Genomic DNA, 21,736 nt, shown 5'->3' on the forward strand with positions numbered 1-21,736 from the left:
TCCGGCGCGTGCCGGGCCCGATGGATCGGCGGCGCGCTCCGATAACCAAAATCGATACTTCTATAAATTTCGGGAATCTGGCGGACATCTCCATAAATCGTCGTACTGGGTATCGATCGCCGTGCCGCGAACGCTTGTCGGCCGGGATCGCGCGACGCGTCGGACGCGCCGCGGCCGAGCCACGACACCAGGAGATCGACAATGGAAACCCGTTCCACGCCCGCCGCGCAGCGCGACACGGCAGCGGGCATTGATGTCTTGCAGCCCGCCGGTTCGCGGCGGGCTCGCATCCTCGGCCACGCAGCGACCGGCAGAATTCTGCTGACGCTCGCGATGGCGGCGACGACTTTCATGAGCGGCATGCCGTCGAGCGCACAGGCGCAGGCTGCGGCGGCGACCGCATCGGCGCGCGACCGCGGCGAGGCGGTCACGTTCGAACGCCGCAAGCTGCCGTACAAGCGCCCCGTCAAGCGCAAGTTTCCGGACTTCCCGGGCGGCGACCTTCTGCCGGCCGAGGAGGTGGGCTATCTGGCCGGCGCGGGCGGCGTCGGCAGTACCGGCCAGGCCACCTACAGCATTCCGATCGCGGTTCCTGCCGGTGTGCGCGGGATGCAGCCGGCGCTGAGCCTCAACTACGACAGCGATGCGGGCGACGGCGTGCTCGGCATCGGCTGGGGGCTGAGCGGCAGCTCGATCATCCGGCGGTGCCACAAGAGCCTGCGCACGGACGGCGTCGTCGACGGCATTTCCTACGCGGACGACGACGCGATCTGCATGGACGGCAAAAGACTCGTCCGGATCGGCGCGTCGCCGGAGGGCTGGGGCGAGTACCGCAGCGAAGCGTCGCCGTTCGATCGCATTCTGCGCGTGGGCGATTCGTGGAAAGTGTTCGGCAAGGACGGACGCATCTCCTGGTACAAGGCGCAGGCGCTGCCGCGGATGAGGATCGCGGACCCGAATCTCGATCAGGATCCGGGAAACGACAGCCCGAAAATGGTGCCGTGGCGGGTCGGCGAAGTCGCGGACGGCACGGCGGTCCTGATGTGGACACTTGAAAAAGTGGAGGACCGGTTCGGCAACTGGATCTCCTACGTGTACGACGGTATCGTGCTCAAGGAAATCCGCTACGGGTTCAATGCCGACAACACGACGTACAGCCGAAAGATCGTATTCGACTACACCGGGCGCCCCGATGTCGGACCCGTTTCGTACGTCAACGGTGTGCGCATCGCACAGCCGCAGCTTCTGCGGGCCATCAAGATCTATGCGCCGGCAGTTCCCGGCGGCACCAGCCTGCAGTTGACGTCGCAGTACCTCATGCTTCACGACACGTCGGCCAAGTCGGGCCGCTCGCAGCTGGTGATGGTGAAACAGTGCGACGGGTCGAGCGAGATCGTTCCTCGCTGCGGCTGGGAAAGAACGTTCGTCTGGAAGCAGGCCGCCGCGCCGGTCGTCACGGGCGGGCCGATGAGCGATGTCCAGACCTATGCCGACTCCAGCGACTACGGTCACGGGCCGGTCATTCTGGACGCCAACGGCGACGGCCGTCAGGACGTGCTGTACCAGGAAACGGCGCTCGCCGACGGCTGGAAGCTCCTGCTGGCGGGCGAGCCGGCGGGCATCCCCGTCGGCGGCGACACGTTCGACATCGACGGACAGACGCTGCGCGCCAATGCGTCGCGCTTCCGGATCGCCGATATCAACAACGACGGCCGCGACGACCTGATCGTCGGCGGCCTCGCCAACGAAAACACCGATCCGAAGTTCAAGTATTTCTGTCTCACGTGGGTGAGCGGTCCGGGACAGGATCATTTCGAGAAGTGCCTGGCGCCCGAGACGAAGCTCGAGTATTCGAACCTCGGCGCGGAGGAGGCGTTCAGCGCTCCGTTGTGGAATTTTGGCGATTTCAACGGCGACGGACGCGTCGACCTGATCGAGAACGACCGCGTTCGACTCAACCTCGGCGCAGTCGGGGCACAGGCGCAGCTTCAACCGAGCGACGAGCCCGCCGACATCGCCGGGCCGCCGTTCCCGTTCCCGTGGAAGGTGTACAACCGCGGCGCCGGCGTTTCCGATCTCGACGGAGACGGCCGCGCCGAGCTCATGCTGGCATCGCCCGTCGGCGTGACACCGGGCACGCCCGGCGACGATCAGTACCTGTGGGACCAGGGCGAGTTCACGATGCGCAGCCGCGGGCTCGACGCGACCGGGGCGGTCGAGGAGGCTCTGGTACCCGGCCTCGGCAACGACAGCCTGATGTGGGCCAAGAAAGGGCTGCACAATTTTCCGACCTGGGCCGACAGCTGGGTGTGGGAAGCCGAGCGCGATCCCTATCAGGCATGGATGCTCGATATCAACGGCGACGGTCTGAAAGATCGCCTGCTGATCCGGCAGGTGTTGAACGAAAACTGGCATCCGTCGGCCGACGCGCCCGGCGTGTACGCCAACAACGCCTTCTATGAAATCGCCTACAAGGGCGAGGACGAGAAAGGCGGCTTCGGGTCCTTCGTGCAATTCAATACGGGGCGCGGCTTTACGCCGGCCAGGCGGACGAAGACCCAGTTCCGACCCCTTGAGATGTTCGCCAAATGGAGCCTCGATCAGGCCTATCTCGACTGGCGCTCGGAGCTGTTCGGCAGCGCCGTGGACGTGGTCGATCTCAACGGCGACGGACGCGACGACGTCGTCGTCAAGAGCATGCATACGCTCGACTTCGGCACGGCCCCGCAGGTGCTGGCCAACCATCCCGGCGGTTCGCAGAACCCGGACAACTGCGTTCCGGCGGACCTGCATTCGAACCAGTGCAGTTTCCGGCCGATGGTGCGCGCGTACCTCTCGACCGGCGACGATTTCAAACTGATCGAAGACTTGTTCGATCCCGGCAGCCCCGGCATCGATCCCACGATGGACACGCCGTACGGATTCGGCCACACGCGGCCCGTCGAGATCGACGGCGACGGCGCGCCGGAATACCTGCGCTCGGTGAACAAGCGGATCTCGAGAGTCGATCTCGACCTGGGGCCGCCCGAGGTCATCGCCGAAGTTCGCGACGAAGGCTCGGACGTTCCGCGGGAAGTGTTCACCTACCACGACGTGTCGTTCCCGCGCACGGGCGACGGTTGCGCCTATCCGATCGAATGCCCGGGCCGGCTGCTTTCGCGGGTCGACGAGCATCACGTCGACGTCGGTCGCGACAGGAACGGCAAGCCGATGTACCGCCGCAACAAGTACAGTTATTGGCGTCCGCGCTCGGACCTGCGCGGGCGGGGCATGCTCGGTTTCGACAGTACCGAGACGATCGATCTCGACACGGGCGTCCGGACGACGTCGACGTACGAGCTGAACACCGTGCAGGTCGCGGAGTTTTTCCCCTACGCCGGCACGGCGACGAACGTGACGACGGACGTGCCGATCGTCCAGGCGCCCGACGACGGCAAGCCGAACCTTTCCGCCGGCGTCGTCAAGGTGTGGCGGACGACGGTCGACAACCTGCCGGGCATCAAGCTGCTCAATCCCGATGCGAACAACAACCCGCGCAGCTACTTCGGCTACGTGTCGCTGAGCGCCGGCGAGACGCGCGAAAAGCCGATGCAGCTGAACCTCGTGAACGGCGTTCCCAAGCTCGTCGAGATCGGCAATCTGCCGGGCGACATTCTCAACTACACGACGACGACGACCGCCTACGACGATTGGGGCAACGCGACTTCGTCGGAAGTCGACGTGCTCAACGGCGAAAAACGCGTCACCACGACGACGTATCTCAACGACACGGCGACGTGGCTGCTGGGCCTGCCGGACGTCGTGACGACCACGTCGCTCGGCCAGCAGCGCGTCGTCGACCACGGCTATACGGACCAGGGACACCTGCAGACCATCCAGGTACAGCCGAACGATCCGGACCCCAGCGTGCGCAGCACGACGACCCGCATCGCCGATACGCGCGGTCTCTTGATCCAGCTTGCTGAAGAGGCGCCCGGCGTTCCGGTTCGCGTCGACAACCTGTACTACGACGCCGACGACGTTTTTCCGGCGCAGCGCATGAACGCGCTGGAGCACACGAACACCGTCCTGCGGCATCCGGGCCTGGGCGTGACGGTGCTCACCGAGGATCTGCTCGGCAACGTCGCGACGGCCAAGTACGACACGTTCGGACGCCTGCGATCGACCGACGGGCCGACCGCGATGGACGTCCAGAACGTGAGCTACGCGGAGTGGCTTTCCGCCGACGGGCAGATTCGCGGGCTGAAGGTGCGGACGCAGATGACCGACGGCGCCGACCGCACGATCCACAGCGACGAACTCGGGCGCGACGTGCTCGCCGTCCACCAGGGCTTCGACGGAAGCGCGCTGCACGCCGACCGCCACTACAACCTGCTCGGGCAGTTGGTCGACGTCTCGCGTCCGGGCAAAGGCGCTCCGTCGGGTTTCCGAACGCGCATGTCGTATGACACCGTGGGCCGGCCGCTCAAGACGGTCGACCCCAACGAGGCGGACGTCCACTACGAATACGAGCCCTTCCTCACGCATGTCTACTCGCCTCGCGAGCCGGGCGACGACCCCGGCATGCTGGGAACGCTTCCCTATCACCACAAACGCACAATGCACGCCGACTGGATGGGGCGCATCGACTGGACCGAGGAGCAGGGCGTCGTCGACCAGCAGCCGGTCACGCTGCATTCGCGCTTCGCCTACGGTCCGTTCGACCTCCTGACGTCGGCGGTCGATCCGCAGAGCAACGCGATATCGATCCGCTACGACGTGCTGGGCCGCAAGATCCGCATCACGGATCCGGATGCCGGCGTGAGGGAGTTCGGCTACAACGGGCTGCACGAAACGATCAGCGAGACGACACCGCTCGGCGTGACGATCGCCCGCAACTACGATGCGATCGGCCGCCCGACGGCCCGCACCGACTCGCAAGGCACCACGGTCTATGCGTGGGATCTGACGCCCACGGGACTGGGCCGGCTGGGCGCCACGGCGAGTCCCTTCGTGGACCAGGGGCCCAACGGCGTCCCCAACGGCGTTGCGGACGTCCCGCGGATAACGACGGAGCACACCTACAACGCGCTCGGCCAGCCCGAGCTCTCGGTGTTGAAATTCAGCGCCGCGGACAACGGCGCGACGGAAGAGATCTACACGACGACCAAAGGCTACGACAGCTTCGGCCGCCCGGAGAGCATCGGCTATCCGTCGAACGCGGCGCCGCTGGCGTTGACGCTGACCTACAACGCCCACGGATACCCGCAGTCCGTCGCGCGCAGCAAGCCGGGCGGCGGCTCCCAGCTCGTCTGGGAGACGCTGGCGCGCAACGCCGATCTGGCCCTGGTCGATGCGAAGTTCGGCAACGACGTCCTCGCGCACTGGTCGCGCGATCCGGTCACCGGGCTGGTCGAGAAGATCAGCGCGCGGCCCGTGTTGTCGGTCGATCCGGCGCCGTCGTTCGAAGTCGGCTACGGCTACGATTCGGCCTACAACGTGAAGTCGCGCCGATGGTCCGGCACCGCGTTCGGCAATCGCAGCATCGTGGAGGAATTCACTTATGACATCCTCGACCGGCTGAGCACCTGGAAGCTCGACGGCGCCGACGCCGTGCGCAACGGCGAATACGTCTACGACTACGACATGCTCGGCAACATGACCGGCATCGCCCGGAACGGCGCGGCGATCTACGCGGCGAGCTATGGCGTCAACGGCAAGCCGAATGCGCTCAGGTCGTATGCCGACCTGCCGGGCAACGGCCAGCCGGGGCTGCCGGTTTTCCCGATCTACGACGCCGCCGGGCGGCAGTCGATACCGCTGCGGCGCACGGTCACCTACACCGATCAGGATCTGCCGCGACAGGTGATCAAGGACGGCGCGACGCACGACTTCCGCTATGTGCCGGCGGGCCCGCGCGTCGAGAAGAAGAGTTCGGACGGCCGGCGCACCGTGTACATGGGCGGCCTGTATGAAAAGCGCGTCGCCGGCAACACCGTCGAGCACGTCTATCTGCTGCCCGGCGCGGACGGGATCGCCGCGCAGGTGACGCGAACCTGCACGGGCAGCAACTGCACCGAGGACATCCGCTATGTCGTGCGCGACCAGCTGGGCTCTTCGAGCGCGGCATTCGACGAGAACGGTCTGGTCGAGGCCCAGGTGTTCGATCCGTGGGGCGAACGCGTCGTCCACACCGGCGGCGGCGCATTGCTCGACGAGGTCGCGCACGGTTTCACCGACCAGCGCCACGAGACCGAGCTCGGATGGATCGACATGAACGCACGCATGTACGACCCGGCGCAGCGCCGGTTCCTGTCGGCGGATCCGATCGTGAGCGATTCCCTGTTCGGCGCGGGACGCAGCCGCTTTTCATATGTGCGCAACAACCCGATGCGATTTACCGATCCGACCGGCCTGGCGCCGACCCCGGGATCGGCCATTTATCAAAATTTCAACAATGGAACGGACCCGTCGGGCGGCGTCACCGTCGAGAAGCGCACGTTCGCGGGGGATTCCTACACACACTCCGGCGGCACGCGTCCCGAGCAGCGGCCGTCATGGTCGTCGAACCAGGGCGCGTTGTGGTGGGCGACCGACGGCCCGCCGGCGGCGGCGGACGAGGGCAGCACGGAGTCCGATCCCGGCATGCCGAGCCCGAGCACGCACCCGTCGTTCGATCCCGCTGGCGAAGATCCGGCGCATCCCTTCGGCGGATGGGAAGGGCTCGGCGCCGTGCCGGGCCTGGCCTTCTACTCGCCGATGCTCGGCGATGCCATGCATGCGCAGTCGCTGATCGGCAAGGCCGGCGGCATCTGGGATCTGTACGACGTGCCGCAGACCTTGTACGACTCGATGCCGGCGCCGCTGATCAACAACATCCACAGGCCGAATCAGCACGTTCGTGCGCAGATGACCGTGCTGCGGATCGAGCAGGAAGTGCAGGCGTTGTCAGACGCGATGCAGCTGCTCACGGAGAACGGTGCGGATACGCCGGCCGTGCGGGAGGCGGCGCTCTCGTACCGGGCGCAACTGGAGGCCGACTACGTGAATCTGAAGGCGATCATGAACGGCGAGAGCGACCTTCAGTTCGCCGGACCCTTCAAGGCCGGCTGGCCGGCGATCGACTTCATCCCGGGCGGCAGTTTCTTCCCGCAGCTCGAGCCCGGGACGCCGGCTTTCGAGCAGGCGGAACAGTACATCTGGTACAAGGACATCGGTGACTGTCCGCGTTGCGTCAGTCCGTTCGAAGGCACCGTCGTCGACCCCAACATCTTCACGCGACCGAAGTAGACCAATCGGCCGGAGAGAAGGCTCGTCGTGCCGGAGCATCCGGTGCGCGGGCCTTCTCCCGTCGGCATGACCCGACGACCATGGGCGAGCTCCGGTCGGCGTCAGCGAACGCGCGTCGCCTCTTCCGACTGCCCGCCGGCCTTGCCGCGCGGATACCAGGTTAGCCCTGTGACGTTGCCGTTCGCGTCGGTGCGGAAAGAGACCTGGAGTCGTTCCACTCTCGCGCTGAAGTCCTGCAGCGTCTCCGAGAACACCTCCGTCGGCGAGCCGGAACCGTCGTCGACGAGCAGATAGTCTCGCCGCCGGACGACGTCGATCATCGTGCCGTCCTTCGCGAGTCGGTACCGGCCGGCGTAGCCGTCCAGTACGAACGGATCGACACTGACGAACTGCCGGACCGGATAGGGCGGTGGCGGCGGCGGCAACGGCTCGCCCGTGAGCAGATAGCGACTCCACGCGGGGAGCGATTCGTCCGATCGTGCGTTCGCCAGCACGACGACACCGATGCGGCGTTCCGGATCGAACGCGACGATGCTTCGATAACCTTGCTTCCCGCCGTCGTGATAGAAAATCTCGTGGCCGCGAACGCGGCGGACGATCCAGCCCAGCGCAAATTCCGAAGGGTCGGCTCCGCGCCTGACGCGAACCGCGGATCGCTGGTAGCGCATCGCCTCCGCGAGGGGCGTGTCGACATAGCCGAGATTGGCGGCGAGATACGTCAGCAGATCGTTTGCCGAGGATCGCAGCGCACCTGACGGATAGAGCGTCTTCGTCTCCGCCGTGTAGACGGGCTGAAGATCCTTGTCGTGTCCGAAGGCGAGTCGCTTCAACTGTTCCGGCGACAGTCGGATCGCGGTGCTGCGCATGCCCAACGGCTGCAAGACGCGTTCACTGAGAAGCGCCTCGTACTCTTTGCCCGCACGCAGACCGAGAAGACGCCCGAGCAGCGACACGCCGAGGTTGGAATACTGCGGCACCCCTCCGGGTTCGCGCGGCGGCGTATACGTCGAGAGGAAGCGATACAGGTCCTGCACCGTGTACGCCTCCATGGGATCGGGTTCGGCCAGCAGGTTGATGTTCGTCGGCCACGCCGGCAGCCCGGACGTATGCGTCGACAGATCGGCCAGCGCGATCGGCCGGCCGCGTCGCGGCATCCTCACGCCTCGCGGCAAGAACGTCGAAGCGGGATCGTCGAGCTTCACTTCGCCGCGGCGAATCATGTCGGCGAGCACCAGACCGACGAACGACTTGCTGACCGAGCCAACAAGGAAGATCGTGTCGCCGTCCAGCGGGCGCTCGTCAGGCGTGCCGGAACGTCCGTACGCGACGACACGCCGGCCGGCAGGCTCGATCACGCCGATCACGACGCCGACGCCGTTATGCGCCATGCGCCGGTTGAGGAACGCGCGAAGGTCGTCGTCGGACGGGATCGACCAGTCCTCGGTCGGCGCCTGCGCTGCCGGCGTCGCGGGCGCCGCGGATGTCTGCTGGGCCGGCGCGCCGGATGCGAATCCCAGCGCGGTCAGCAGAATGCAGGAACCCCACAGCGCCCGGCGGGCGCGTCGGACCGTATACAGGTTTGCCACGGACTCTCCTCATCGATACGCCGGCTCGGACGCCGACATCGAACAACCGGACGAGGTCGCCGGTCAATCGCGGGCGCCCCGCGAACGCCACCGGCATTGCGCCATCGAGTCGACCTGCGTCGCTTCAGCGCGCGGCGCTCGTGCGCGTCGGTGCGCCGCCGCTTGCGAGGCAACGCACGGCAAACAGCACATACCTATCGCTCCCGTGCGGGGCAGAACGAATCGATCGGCGCGTATCGAGCGCAAAAGACGATCGCCTGGCGGGACCGCGAAACGTTTCGCCGCTCTGCCGCGTCCCGGATGGTCGGCTTGCGGAACGAGTCGTGCGATCCGCGACGTTGCGCGCCGGCAAGCCTCCCTTGTCGAGCGAGACAGCAACGATGCTTCCGATTTTCAACGCACCCGCCGGCAACGCGCCGCATGAAATCACGCACCTGCTCGGCCGCTGGCGCGCGGGCGATCCGGGTTCCGAGCAGCGCCTGATCGCGCTGCTCTATCCGATGCTGCGCGCGCTGGCCCGGCGCGAGCTCGCGGTCGGCCGCATGACCTTGCGCGCGACCGAGCTCGTGCACGAGACCTACCTGCGGCTCGTCGACCAGTCGACCCCGTTCCGAAACCGCGCGCATTTCCTGGCGCTGTTCGCGCGGATCATGCGTCGCGTCGTCGTCGACGTCCTGCGGCACCGCGGCGCGGCGAAGCGCGATCGCGACCTGCGCATGACGCTGCCCGACGGCGACAGCGAGGACGCAGCGTTCGTCTCGACGGCCGATATCGTAGACGGCCTCGCGCTCGATGCTGCGCTCAAGGCGCTTGCGGAACACGATCCGCTGGCTGCGCAGATCGTCGAAGCGCGCTATTTCGGCGGCATGAGCAACGAGGAGATCGCCGTCGCCCTCGACGTGGGAACGGCGACGGTCGTGCGCCATTGGCGATTCGCGCGTGCCTGGCTGCAGGCGCGGCTTCATTCCGCAGGCGGCGTGTCGTGACGGCGTCGGCGAGCTCGCTGCGCGACGACGACGGCGCGCGCTTCGAGAGGCTGCGTGCGCTGTTCGACGCCGGCTGCCTGCTCGCCACCGGCGATCGCGGGCGCTTTCTCGCGCGCGTGGTCGACGAGGACGTCGCGCTCGGCGGCGAGCTGTCGCGGCTCTTCGCCGAACACGATCGCGCCGACACCGGCCGATCGCGCCGCGCGCTGCTCGCCATGGTCGCCGAACTCGCCGCGGTTCCTTCGCACAAGACCGGCAGCCGCATCGGACGCTACGAGATCCGCCGCGAACTCGGGCGCGGCGGCATGGGCGTGGTCTACCTCGCCGAGGACGAAAACGGCGCGCCGGCAGCCGTCAAGGTGCTCGCGGCGAGCGGCACGCGACCGCGATTCGAGCGCGAGTGGGCGATACTCGCCGGGCTCGCGCATTCCCGCATCGCGCGCTTTCTCGATGCGGGCGATACCGACGGCGGCGCGCCGTACTACGCGATGGAATACGTTCCCGGCGTCGCGTTCGGCGAATACTGCGACGGCGCCGCGCTGCCGGTCGCGGCGCGTCTGGCGCTGTTCCTCGACGTCTGCGCCGCGGTGCAGTTCGCGCACGCGAACCTCGTCCTGCACCGCGACATCAAGGGCGACAACATTCTCGTCACGCCCGAAGGCGTGCCCAAGCTGATCGATTTCGGCATCGCGCGCTCGCTCGAGCGCGATGCCGCGACGCGCACGCAGCAGCGGTTCTTCTCGCCGGTGAACGCCGCGCCGGAACAGATCAAGGGCGAGCGGCTGGGCGTCACCTGCGACGTCTATCAACTGGGGACCGTGCTCTACGAGCTCCTGTGCGGGCAGCCGATCTTCGATTTCCGGCAGCTCACGCCGAGCCAGCTCGAGCATCACATCCTCGACGTGCCGCCGGTGGCGCCGAGCCTCGTCGTGGCGCGCGGCGCCGCCGGCTGCGCGCGCCTGCGCGGCTGCGCGACGCCGCGTGCGCTCGCGACCGTCCTCGCCGGCGATCTCGACAACATCGTGCTGCAGGCCCTGCGCAAGAAACCGGACGAGCGCTACGGATCGGTCGAACGTCTTGCCGAGGACGTGCGCGCCTATCTTTCGCGGCGGCCGGTGTCGGCGCGGCGCGGTCACGCCTGGTATCGCGTGCGGCGTTTCGCCAGCCGCCATCGCATCGCCGTCGCGGCAACGGTGCTTGCGCTCGCCACCGCCGTGTCGCTCGTCGCCGCTCTGGCGCTGCAGGCGCGCGATCTCGCGCGCGAGCGCGACGCCGCGCGGCACGATCGCGATCGCGCGGATACCACCGCGCGCTTCCTGGTCGACCTGTTCAAGACCGCCGATCCGCGTACGGCGCTGACGCGCGACATGCGCATCGGCGACGTGCTTTCGAGTGCCGCGCGCGGCCTCACGCTGCGCACCGATCTTTCCGGCGATATCCGCGCCGGACTGCTGACGGCGCTCGCCGAGGTGCAGCTTTCGCTGAGCGATCATCGCGCCGCGCTTCGTCTGCTCGACGAGGGCGCAGCCGCGCTGGATGCCGCGGGCCTCGCGCGCAGCGCCGCGATGGCGAGCGTGCTCCAGACGCGCGCACGCGTCGAAGGCGCATCCGGCAACACGCGCGCGGCCTACGCGCTGGCCGCGGAGGCGCTCGATCTTCACGAAAGACTCGGCAGTCCGCCGTCGGCACGGATCGTCGCGCGACATACCGCCGTGCGCGCGCTCGAAGATTTTGCGCCGGCGCGGGACGCGATCGGCGCCTATCGGGCGCTGCTGTCGTCTGTGCAGGAGGCGAGCACCGATGCATCGCGGCTCGCACGCATCGAAATCCAGCTTTCGCAGCTGCTGCTCGCCGAGCGCGATCCGGCCGCATGCGATCTCGCGGCGAGTGCGTCGGCGCGCCTGCGTGCCGGATTGCCGGCGCGGCATCCCGACGTGCTCTGGGCCGCCGCCGCGGTCGCCGCCTGTCGCGACGAAACCGCAACCGAACCCGCGCCGGCGGTGCTCGCCGACCTTCAAAGTCTGTATGCCGAGCAGGTCGATCTGCTGGGCACGCGATCGTTCGTGCCGGTGGCGACGCTGGCATGGATCGCGGCGGCGTTTCACCGCCGCGGCGCGAACGCCGCCGCGATCGCCGTGGCGAGCGAAGTCGAGCGCGCCTTTTCGACGCTGCACGATCGTCCGCAATTCGACAGCTTCAGTGCCTTGACGAGCCTCGCGCGGTACGAGCTCGCCGACGGCCGCATCGATGCCGCGACGGCGCATCTCGAGCAGGCCGCTTCCATGGCGCGCGCGATCTGGGGCGAGTACGGGGCGAAGATCGCCGAGGCCGACGGCCGCCTCGGAGTGGCGTACGCGAGGGCCGGCCGCTGGGAGGCGGCCGAAACCACGCTGCGCCGCGCTGCCGGCCGCGCGCGGGACGAGGGGCCGCGCGCCGCGTGGATCGGGCTCGAGCTCGCCGACGTCGAGATCCGGCGCGGCCGCATCGACGAGGCGAGCGAGGATCTCGCGGCGATCGAGCCCACGGTCGTCGCCGGCGCCGCGAGATTCCCCGAGTTCGGCACGCGCTGGACGGCGCTGCGCGCGCGTCTGCCTGCCGAGTCGTCCCCGTGATCGGCGGGCGGTAAAAGCCGACCGCCCTACACGTGCAGGTCGCGGCGCACGCGCGCCAACGCCGTCGGCCAGTCGGGGCAGGGCGTCACGCCCGCGTCGATGGCGGCGTCGCGCTGCGGCCCGAAGAGGTACCGGTGCGGCACCAGGCCGGCGAGATGCCGCAGCACGTCGGGCCGATCGTCGATGAAATGCGTCAGGCGCAGTTCGCGGCAATGGTCGGCTTTCTGCGGGCGCTGCAGGCAGAAACGCACGTGATCGCGCGGCATGCCGGTACGGCCGTAGAAGTCGTGGTGGTCGAGCCAATGCCGCGTCTTCTCCTGCACCGACGGCCCGCACTTGGACACGAGCCAGACGGCGCCGCCGAACAGCCGGACGAGTTCCGGCACCGTCTCGAACATGCCGGCGTAGGGCGGCGTGGCCAGCGCCGCGGCCAGCGTCCCGCCGATAAAGGAAGTGTCTGCGCCGCCGTCGCCGTCCGGCGCGATCAGCACACGGCCGATGTCGATTCCCAGTCTCATGATGTTTCTCCGTTGGTTGGCGGAGCGCATCGTGACCTCGCCGGTCTTAGACCAGAACTACCGATTATTGACGCGCTATAGTTTTTGGTTATAGCTACGCGAATGAACCTCGACGCCGTCCTCGCCTTCGCGGCATTCGCCGACCGCATGAATCTGAGTGCGGCCGCTACCGATCTGCACATCTCGCAACCGGCGCTGCATTCGAAGCTGCGCAAGCTCGGCGAGCAGCTCGGCGTGCCGCTGTACGTGCGCGTGGGGCGCAGGCTCGAACTCACGGCGCAGGGCGAGGAGGTCGCGCGCTTCGGCCGCGAGATCGCCACGCAGACGCGCCTGTTCGGCGAGCAGCTGCGCGACGGCGGCGGCAGCGAACTCAGTTTCGCGGCGGGGGACGGCGCCTACCTCTACCTGCTCCGCCCCGCGCTGCGGCGCTTCCTCGCCGAGGGTGGCACGCGCCTGCGGCTGCTGACGCGCGACCGCGACGGCGCGCTCGACGCCGTGCGCAGCGGCCGCGCGCAGCTTGGCGTCGCGCCGCTGCAGAGCGTGCCGTCCGACGTCGAGGCGCGCGTGCTGACGACCGTCGGCCAGATGCTCGTGGTGCGCAACGACCATCCGCTCGCGCGCCGGCGCCGGCTGAAGCTGCGCGACCTCGCGCACTGCGCCCTGATCGTGCCGCCGGAGGAGCGACCGCACCGGCAGCTGCTTGCGCGCCTGCTCGGTGCGGCCGGGGTGCCGTGGACCGTCGCCGTGGAAGCGACGGGCTGGGATTTGATGCTGTCGTTCGTCGAACTCGGCGCCGGTGCGGCCGTCGTCAACGGCTACTGCCGGCTGCCGCGCGGACTGCGCGGACTGCCGATCACGGAGCTGCCCGTGCTGCGCTATCACGTCTTCCATCGCCGCGGCCTCAAACCCGCCGGCGATCTCGCGCGCCTCGCCCGCACGCTGCACGCGCACGCGGACGACTGGCGCGAGCGCGCCGGATGATCGACATCGCCGTGCGCCTGCACGCCTGAACCGAACGCCTTCGACGTGATCGCGTCCGACGCCGCTTTACGCGTCTCCCCCGCGAGCCGGACGGCAGCCCGCCATCCGCGCTGTCCATGCGAAGGAGAAACAGATCGTGGTGCATTCGAAATTGCGGGAAGTCCCGGCGTTCGGCCGGCGTTGGACGACGGTTGCGCTCGCCTGTGCGGCCCTCGTGTCGTGGCTCTGTACGGCGACGGCGTCGGCCGTCACCTGGGACTGGAAGCTTCCCGTGCCGACCGGCAACGCCATGCGCGCGGTCGCACAGGGCGCGAACGCGTACGTTGCCGTCGGCAACGGCGGCAGCATTCTGTATTCCGATGACGGCAGCGCATGGTCGCTCGCGCGCGCAGGCGGCGCCGGCGACGCGCTCGAAGCCGTCGTCTACGGCAACGGCGTGTTCGTCGCCGTGGGGCAGGGCGGCGCCGTGTGGCGATCGGCGGACGGCCGTCAGTGGACGCGTTCGACGAATCCGACGACGACCGCGTTGCGCGCCGTCACGTACGGAAGCGCGGGCTTCGTCGCATGCGGCGAGCTGACGCTGATCACGTCTCCCGACGGCGCGACATGGACCCCGATCGATACCGGCGTGACGCCGGGCGTGTTCGGTCCGAGATTCCAGGGCGTCGCATACGGCAACGGCGTCTACGCGGTCTGGATCGACATCGATCCGATCGGCGCCACGTCGGCCGCGGCCGTGCTGACGTCGGTCGATGCCGCGACGTGGGCGCGCGTGCCGCTCGGTCCGTTCGACGGGCACGACGGCGTGTTGTTCGCACGCGGTTTCGTCCATGCCGACGACCGCTTCGTTGCGCTCGCGACGAGCGACACCCTCGACAGCGTCAGCCTGACGTCGTCCGACGGATCGCATTGGCGCGCCGGCACGACGGCGACGCATGAAGGCACTACGGTGTACTTCAAATCCGGCGCGTTCGATCCGGCCGCCGGACGCTACGTCGCGCTCGCCGGCTTCAACGATCCGCCGCTGGCGCTCGATGCGTATCCGGTCGTCATGAGCTCCGTGGACGGTCTCGACTGGACGAGCCAAGGGATCGTCAACGACATCCCGCTGGTCCGGCTGGCGCGGGCGGGCGACATCGTGTTCGGCTTGCCGAATGCGGGCGGCGGCATGTACGCGAGGAGCGGAGCGTCGACCTGGAGCGCGATCGCGCCGGTGTCGCCGGTCTGGCGACTGTCGTCGATCCTCGCCGATGGCGATGTCGTGATCGCTGCCGGGACGGGCGCCGGCGACACCAAGCACGGCTCGACCGCCGCGCTGATCGCGTCGTTCGACGGCGGCGGGACATGGTCGAAGGTGCTGACCGTGGAAGGCACCGTCGAAGGCGGCGGATTCGCCGGACTCGCCGCCGGCGCTACGCACAAGGTCGCGGTGGGCACGGCGAACCATTCGGTCACCGGTGCTTTCGTGCCGGTGGCGTACGCCTCGACCGACGGCGCCACATGGACGAGCGCCGATCTCTCCGCAGTCGATGCCGATGTCAGCGGGTCGTACGGCGTCGCGTACGGCAACGGCGTCTTCGTTGCCGGCGCCGCGTACAACGGCGATGCGGTGGCGGTTCTGACATCCGACGACGACGGCGCAACCTGGCAGTCGCGGGTCACGAATCTTTCGCAGCCGATCGGCCGAATCGTCTTTGCCGGCGACAAGTTCGCGGCGGTGTCGGCAGGGTTCTCGTCGTCGGTGTTCTTCTCGTCCGACGCGACCGTCTGGTCGGAGCGCGCGACCGGCACGTCCGCGAGCTATCTCACCGACATCGCTTACCGCGACGGCACCTACGTCGCGCTCGGACTCGCGTTCGGGCCGGCGGGCAACGTGTCGACGCTCGTCGTGTCGGCTGACGGCTTTTCGTGGGAGCCGGTCGACGCGGCGACCGACATCGTCGCGCTCTCGGCCGACGCCGACGGCTTCGTCGCGACCGGAACAGGCGGCAATGTATACCGTTCCGCCGACGGCCGGACCTGGACGTCGAGCTGGTCAGGCTCGGCGGATTGGATCACCGCGTCCGCCCGGCTGCCGGACGGTCGCCTTGCCGTGACGACGGTGCGGGGCGGCGTGCTGGTCGGCACGTCCGCGGACCGGATCTTTGCCGACGGATTCGACGTCGCCGCGCGGCGGCCTTGAGCCGTCGCGGAAGTCCGCGGCGTTTGCCCGGCGCGGAGATCTCGAACGTGTTGACCCTCCACCGGTCGCCGACTACGCTGCCGTTTCACTCTCGGGGCGCGCATGAACCACGGAAGCCGCGGAATCGTTGCGCGTGCGCTGCCAGCTGTCGCCGTCGCCATGATGGGTTGCCTCGCAGGCGACGTCGACATCGTCAGCGCGAGCGAGCCGACGGCAACGCCCGCGATCGCCTATGCGATCGACGCGCACATCGTGGCCAACGGTTCGTCGGCCGCGTCGAGCAACGGCTGCTATCGCGTGCGCGCAACCGTCGGCGAACCGGCCGCCGGCCACGCGACGAACGCCGGCCATGCGCTGTCCGCGGGCTTTCGCGCGATGGCGCCGGGTCAATCCGGCGACGATCTTTTCTTCAGCGGTTTCGAGGCCTGCCCATGAAATTTCTGCCGGCGTTCTGCGTGTTGCTCCTGGCCGCCGCATCGGGCGCGGTGTTCGCGGTGACGCCGCAATCGACCGCGTTCACCTACCAGGGCAGCCTCAGCGCCAACGGGCAGCCGGCGAACGGGAACTACGACCTGACGTTTTCGCTGTTCGACGACGCCGTGGCCGGCAGTCAGGTCGGCGCCACGCTGGCGCAGCCGCAGTACCCGGTGGCGCAGGGCGTGTTCACGATCGATCTCGATTTTCCGGGCGCATTCACCGGCAACCAGCTGTGGCTGCAGGTCACGGTCAACGGCACGCCGGTGCTGCCGCGTCAGGCGGTGAATGCCGCGCCGGTCGCGCAGTACGTGTTGAACGGCAGCACGCGAGGCCAGGGCGTGTACGAGGTCTACGGCACCGGACAGCTCGTCGTCACCGCCGCGACGTCGACCTACACGCTGATTCCGGGACTCACGCAGACGGTCTACGTGCCCGATAACAGCGTCGTGCACGTGCACAGCGACGGCGGCGTGCAGAGCACCGGGGCGACGTCGACGTCGTACTCGGTCGTCGACATCGGTCTGTTCGTCGACGGTGCGGTGTCGATCACGGGCGGGCAGCGCCGGCTCTCGATCGCGAACACGGCCGCGCTCAGTCAGCTGATCGCGAACTGGTCGATCGACCGCACCTACACGCTGCCGGCGGGCAACCACACGTTTCAGGTCAGAGCGGTCAACGGCGCGGCCGGCACCAGCCCCGCGAACGTCAGCAGCGGCAGCGCTTCGCAGCTGATGGGCGTGTTGACGGTGACGGTGATCAACAAGTAGCGCAAGTCGCGCAGGCCCGGGCGGCACAAGTCCAAAGCGCCGAAGAGTCGCGAAAGCAACCATTGCGGCTTCGCGTATTTGTTCGAGCCACGCTCCGGTCCGCTTGTCGTCGAAAGCGCGGCCTGCGGCGTCGATGTCTTCTGATATCCTCGACGCCTTATGCGCCGTCGCGACAGGGTGCTCTTCGGTTCCGCCATCGCCGCCCTCGTCGGCGGCGTGCTGCTGTTCGCGGCGATCGGCTGGGTGGTCTGGCGCGAATCCGTCGCGACCGAGACGGCCTATGCCGGCAGCCTCGCCGCGTCGCTCGGACAGCGTGCCGAAGGCATCTTCGTCGACACGCGCGATCTGTTGGCCGGCTTCGACCGCTCGGACGCTCCGCGCTGTTCCGCCGACCACCTGCGCACCCTGCAGCAGGCCGCCGTCTCGCGCCCCTACATCCGCGCCATCGGCTACTGGCAGGCGAGCGAGCGTCGCTGCGGCGTCGGCTTCCTGCCGCCGGAAGGACTCAAGCCCGCGCGTGCCGACCGCATCTACGACACCGGCGTCATCGCCTGGTGGCCGAACAAAAGTACCGAAGTGGGCGGTGTGCAATTGTTCCTCATGCGCTACGGCGACCACGACGTGGCGATCGACCCGCGCCTGCTGCTCGACCTCGGCCCCTTGCAGCAGCGCCGCGCCGGCCTGTGGGTCGAGAAGCTGCGTCTGGCGGCCTCGCCCTGGGACGCGGAGCTGCCCGTGCCCGACGCGGTGAGCGCCGGCGTGACCGTCGATCGCGGCAACGGCGTCGTGGTGTCGCGCTTTTCGCGCAACGACCTGCTGCCGATCGACGTGATCGCGGTCGAGCCGCTCGACAGCGTGTGGAACCGGCATGCGTCCACGCTCATCGCCGGCGCGGCGTTCGGGCTGGTCCTGGTCGCGTTGTGGTTCCTGCTCATCCTGCGCTACTCGCGGCATCAGCTGAGCCTTGCGACGGAGCTGCGACGCGCCGTGGCCGGCGAGCACATCCGTGTGCAGTACCAGCCGGTCGTGGAGCTGGCCACCGGGCACTGCATCGGTGCCGAAGTGCTGGCGCGCTGGACGCGCGACGACGGAGAGGTCATGCGCCCCGACGTCTTCATCGCGCTCGCCGAAGAAGCCGGCTTCATCCAGGACGTGACGCTCGCCGTGATGCGCATCGCCGTGCGCGACCTCACGCAGCTGCGCCGCGAATTTCCCGGCATCGCCGTCAATCTCAATCTCGCACCCGCCGACCTGCAGGACGAACGCGTCGGCACGACGCTGGCGTCGAGCCTCGCGGCCGCCGGCCTGCCGCCGGACGCGATCAAGCTCGAGATCACCGAGCGCGCGCTGGTCAACAGCAACACCTCGCGCGCGCTGATCCGCGACTTTCGCCGTCGCGGCCACGAGGTCGCCGTGGACGATTTCGGTACGGGTTACTCGAGCCTGTCGTATCTGCAGACGTTCGAGCTCGACGTACTCAAGATCGACAAGTCGTTCGTCGACGCGATCGGCAAGGAGGCGGCGACCAGCCAGGTGATCGTGCACGTCATCGAGATGGCGCGGTCGCTCGGCCTCGCGACGGTCGCCGAAGGCGTCGAAACGGCGGAACAGGAACGCTGGCTGCAGGAACATCGCGTAGCATTCGGGCAAGGCTACTACTACAGCAAACCGCTGGACCTGGAGGGCTACGTTGAATTTCTGCGTCGTCGCCGCACCGCGTAAGAGGCATCGTACCGGCATGCGCCCGTACTGCTGCGGGCTACTCGCCGTCGCGCTCGCTTTGAGCGCGTGCGCGACACGCGCGCCGCGTCCCGCCGCGCCGCCGACGCCGGCCGCGAAGCCGCCCGTCGCGGCACCGGTCGCACCCGCGCAGGCCGTGGCGCCGGCGACGAAAAAGCCGCCGGTCGCGAAGGCGTCCGCGGCACCGGAGGTCAAGGTGTTGCCGCCGGCCGGCTACGAAAACGAAAAGACGCGCCTGAAGCAGGCGCTGGCGAAGAACGCGGCCAACACGCTCGCACCGGACGACGTCGGCTACACGCTGGACGTGCTGCACGGACGCCTGCGCCAGGAGGTCGGCAAGTCGGCGCACATCGCGCGCGAGGCCGATCGCATCGTGATCGACCTGTCGGGTCTGCTCGGCTTCGCGTCCGGCGCCGACCAGGTCGACGCCGCGGGCCGGCAGCGCCTCGAGGCGCTGGCGCGCGTTCTCGTCGAATACCGCGCGACGTTCGTCTCGGTGCTCGTGCGCGACGGCGAGCCGTCGCAACCGTCGGACCGGCGCGCGCTCGCGCTCGCGCGCGTGCTGATCCAGAGCGGCGTGGCGCGGCAGCGCATCGTCGTGATCGGCCAGGACGCGAACGCCGGTGTCGCGTCGGTCGCGCGCACGGCGCTCATGATCGAAGCGATCGTGCGCGGCGGGTAGGGCGCGCAGGCGCAGGCCCGGCGTCGCCGCGACCGCGTTACGCGATGCTGCCCGCCGCGAACTCGAGCCCGATCGTCTCCGGTCGGCCGGGCAGCGTCAGCGTCGTCAGCCGCTCGGGACTGCGCGCGATCACCTTGCCGGCGCGCAGCACGAGCAGGCGGTTCGCCTTGAGTCTTATCGCCTCGAACGGATCGGCGGCCTGCAGCACGACAAGGTCGGCGCGGCAGCCCGCGTCGAGGCCGTAGCCGGGCAGGTGCAGGATCTTCGCCGGCGTCGTCGTGACCGATTCGAAACACGCGTCGATCGCGGCCTGCGACGTCAGCTGGCCGACGTGGATCGCCATGTGCGCCACTTCCAGCATGTCGCCGGAACCGAACGAGTACCACGGGTCCATCACGCAGTCGTGGCCGAACGCGACCGGAATGCCCATCGCCATCATCTCCGGCACGCGCGTCATGCCGCGGCGTTTCGGATACGTGTCGTGGCGGCCCTGCAGCGTGATGTTGATCAGCGGATTCGCGATCGCCGCGACGCCGGACTCGCGCATCAGCGGCAGCAATTTGGACACGTAGTAATTGTCCATCGAGTGCATCGACGTCAGATGCGACCCGGCGACGCGGCCGTGCAGGCCGAGCCGATGCGTTTCCGCGGCCAGCGTCTCGATGTGACGCGAATGCGGGTCGTCGGACTCGTCGCAATGCATGTCGACGAGGCGGCCCTGTTCGGCGGCGATCTCGCACAGGCGCCGCACCGACGCCGCGCCGTCGGCCATCGTGCGCTCGAAATGCGGAATGCCGCCGACGACGTCGACGCCGCGTTCCAGCGCGCGCAGGAGGTTCGCCTCGGCGGTCGGCGAGCGGAACAGGCCGTCCTGCGGAAACGCGACGAGCTGCAGGTCGAGGTACGGCGCGACGCGGCGCTTCACTTCGACGAGCGCGTCGACGGCGAGCAGGCGGTCGTCGCAGATGTCGACGTGACTGCGGATCGCGAGCAGGCCCTGCGCGACGGCCATGTCGCAGTAGGCGAGCGCGCGATCGACGACGGCCTGTTGCGTCAGGTCGGGCTTCAGCTCGCCCCACAGCGCGATGCCTTCGAGCAGCGTGCCGGAGCGATTGCGCCGCGGCAGGCCGAGCGACAGCGTCGCGTCCATGTGGAAGTGCGCGTCGACGAACGGCGGCGACACGAGACGGCCGGCGACGTCGATCTCCTGCGCCCCCGTCGCGTCGAGCCGCGGCGCGACGGCGGCGATGCGGCCGTCGCGCACGGCGACGTCGACGTCGCGGCGGCCGTCGGGGAGGTTGGCGTGGCGCAGGATCAGGTCCATGGCTTTGTCGTCGTCAGCGGGCGGAAAGCGCGACGCTAGCGCGGTCGGGGCGCGCGGGGAAGAGCGTCCGCCCGGGCAGCGAAAACCGCATCCCGACGCGATCGTGCGCGCCGCCCCTCACCCAACCCTCTCCCCCAAGACGAGCTTGGGGGAGAGGGCTAAAGCGCGAGGCGCCTGACTTCTCCCTCTCCTCCAAGCTTGCTTGGGGGAGAGGCTAAAGCGCGAGGCGCCTGACTTCTCCCTCTCCTCCACGCTTGCTTGGGGGAGAGGGCTAAAGCGCGAGACGCCTGACTTCTCCCTCTCCTCCAAGCTTGCTTGGGGGAGAGGGCCGGGGTGAGGGGGCGACGCCAAGGTCTTCGTCGCCGCATCCGCAACGCGATGCGCCCCGCTCGTATGCCTTTGTTCCGAACAGCACCGCAGGCCGGCCGAGGCCGTTGACGAACCCCGATCTACAAGTGCAACCTTGGGCCGTTACCTGATCCCGCACGACGAAACGGCCTCGTCGAATGCGCCCGAGGCGTTCCGCCGGCGGCGCAGGATGCACCACCCGCCCGACGCTTCGCGCCGCGGCGGGTCCGGGCGAACGGACCAACGCACGCGGTACTCCACGGC

Annotated in this window: 12 protein-coding genes; 9 read left to right on the top strand and 3 right to left on the bottom strand. The window is 68.6% G+C overall.

All coding sequences use genetic code 11. From position 1 onward, the window contains the following. Window positions 1–201: 201 nt before the first annotated feature. Window positions 202–7,269, top strand: coding sequence for an RHS repeat-associated core domain-containing protein (locus OD750_RS27315; RefSeq protein WP_263542467.1), 7,068 nt, complete (start codon window positions 202–204; stop codon window positions 7,267–7,269). A gap of 101 nt (window positions 7,270–7,370) precedes the next feature. Here OD750_RS27315 and OD750_RS27320 read toward each other — a convergent pair whose 3' ends face one another. Next, a complete protein-coding gene (locus OD750_RS27320) occupies window positions 7,371–8,855 on the bottom strand; it encodes a serine hydrolase (protein ID WP_263542466.1) in 1,485 nt (494 codons plus the stop codon). A 140-nt stretch (window positions 8,856–8,995) separates the two neighbouring features. On the opposite strand from OD750_RS27320, the gene OD750_RS27325 reads away from it, so the two are divergent. Beyond that, a complete protein-coding gene (locus OD750_RS27325) occupies window positions 8,996–9,841 on the top strand; it encodes an ECF-type sigma factor (protein ID WP_263542465.1) in 846 nt (281 codons plus the stop codon). Next, complete coding sequence (locus OD750_RS27330) at window positions 9,838–12,453, top strand: serine/threonine-protein kinase (protein WP_263542464.1); 2,616 nt, start codon at window positions 9,838–9,840, stop codon at window positions 12,451–12,453. The genes OD750_RS27325 and OD750_RS27330 overlap by 4 nt, the downstream gene beginning before the upstream one ends. Window positions 12,454–12,479: 26 nt before the next feature. Here OD750_RS27330 and OD750_RS27335 read toward each other — a convergent pair whose 3' ends face one another. Then, the gene (locus tag OD750_RS27335; protein WP_263542463.1) at window positions 12,480–12,971 is read right to left on the bottom strand and encodes a hypothetical protein; all 492 of its coding nucleotides are present in this window, start codon (window positions 12,969–12,971) and stop codon (window positions 12,480–12,482) included. A 102-nt stretch (window positions 12,972–13,073) separates the two neighbouring features. On the opposite strand from OD750_RS27335, the gene OD750_RS27340 reads away from it, so the two are divergent. From OD750_RS27340 to OD750_RS27365, 6 genes are all read left to right on the top strand, one after another. Continuing rightward, window positions 13,074–13,952, top strand: a complete 879-nt coding sequence (locus OD750_RS27340) for a LysR family transcriptional regulator (protein ID WP_263542462.1) — start codon at window positions 13,074–13,076, stop codon at window positions 13,950–13,952. Window positions 13,953–14,088: 136 nt separating this feature from the next. Continuing rightward, complete coding sequence (locus OD750_RS27345; protein ID WP_263542461.1) at window positions 14,089–16,134, top strand: DUF6242 domain-containing protein; 2,046 nt, start codon at window positions 14,089–14,091, stop codon at window positions 16,132–16,134. Window positions 16,135–16,296: 162 nt separating this feature from the next. Beyond that, the gene (locus OD750_RS27350; protein ID WP_263542460.1) at window positions 16,297–16,569 is read left to right on the top strand and encodes a hypothetical protein; all 273 of its coding nucleotides are present in this window, start codon (window positions 16,297–16,299) and stop codon (window positions 16,567–16,569) included. Then, on the top strand, window positions 16,566–17,378 hold the full coding sequence (locus OD750_RS27355) for a hypothetical protein (RefSeq protein WP_263542459.1): 813 nt from the start codon (window positions 16,566–16,568) through the stop codon (window positions 17,376–17,378). Before OD750_RS27350 ends, OD750_RS27355 begins: the two co-directional genes overlap by 4 nt. A 177-nt stretch (window positions 17,379–17,555) precedes the next feature. Then, on the top strand, window positions 17,556–19,100 hold the full coding sequence (locus tag OD750_RS27360; RefSeq protein WP_263542458.1) for an EAL domain-containing protein: 1,545 nt from the start codon (window positions 17,556–17,558) through the stop codon (window positions 19,098–19,100). Between the two features lie 16 nt (window positions 19,101–19,116). Next, window positions 19,117–19,800 (top strand): hypothetical protein, encoded by a 684-nt coding sequence (locus tag OD750_RS27365; protein WP_263542457.1) that lies wholly within the window; start codon window positions 19,117–19,119, stop codon window positions 19,798–19,800. Window positions 19,801–19,837: 37 nt separating this feature from the next. Here OD750_RS27365 and OD750_RS27370 read toward each other — a convergent pair whose 3' ends face one another. Beyond that, window positions 19,838–21,124 carry an amidohydrolase family protein gene (locus tag OD750_RS27370; protein WP_263542456.1) on the bottom strand — a complete coding sequence of 429 codons (1,287 nt, stop codon included), beginning with the start codon at window positions 21,122–21,124 and terminating at the stop codon, window positions 19,838–19,840. Window positions 21,125–21,736: the final 612 nt, after the last annotated feature.

The organism is Tahibacter soli, assembly GCF_025717065.2.
Classification (GTDB): Bacteria; Pseudomonadota; Gammaproteobacteria; order Xanthomonadales; family Rhodanobacteraceae; genus Tahibacter; species Tahibacter soli.

What these genes read in the sequence shown, in the direction of transcription:
- OD750_RS27350 (WP_263542460.1), top strand. Translation starts at nt 16,297, where the DNA reads ATGGGTTGCCTCGCAGGCGACGTCGACATCGTCAGCGCGAGCGAGCCG.
- OD750_RS27335 (WP_263542463.1), bottom strand. Translation starts at nt 12,971, where the DNA reads ATGAGACTGGGAATCGACATCGGCCGTGTGCTGATCGCGCCGGACGGC.
- OD750_RS27315 (WP_263542467.1), top strand. Translation starts at nt 202, where the DNA reads ATGGAAACCCGTTCCACGCCCGCCGCGCAGCGCGACACGGCAGCGGGC.
- OD750_RS27355 (WP_263542459.1), top strand. Translation starts at nt 16,566, where the DNA reads ATGAAATTTCTGCCGGCGTTCTGCGTGTTGCTCCTGGCCGCCGCATCG.
- OD750_RS27340 (WP_263542462.1), top strand. Translation starts at nt 13,074, where the DNA reads ATGAACCTCGACGCCGTCCTCGCCTTCGCGGCATTCGCCGACCGCATG.
- OD750_RS27370 (WP_263542456.1), bottom strand. Translation starts at nt 21,124, where the DNA reads ATGGACCTGATCCTGCGCCACGCCAACCTCCCCGACGGCCGCCGCGAC.
- OD750_RS27365 (WP_263542457.1), top strand. Translation starts at nt 19,117, where the DNA reads ATGCGCCCGTACTGCTGCGGGCTACTCGCCGTCGCGCTCGCTTTGAGC.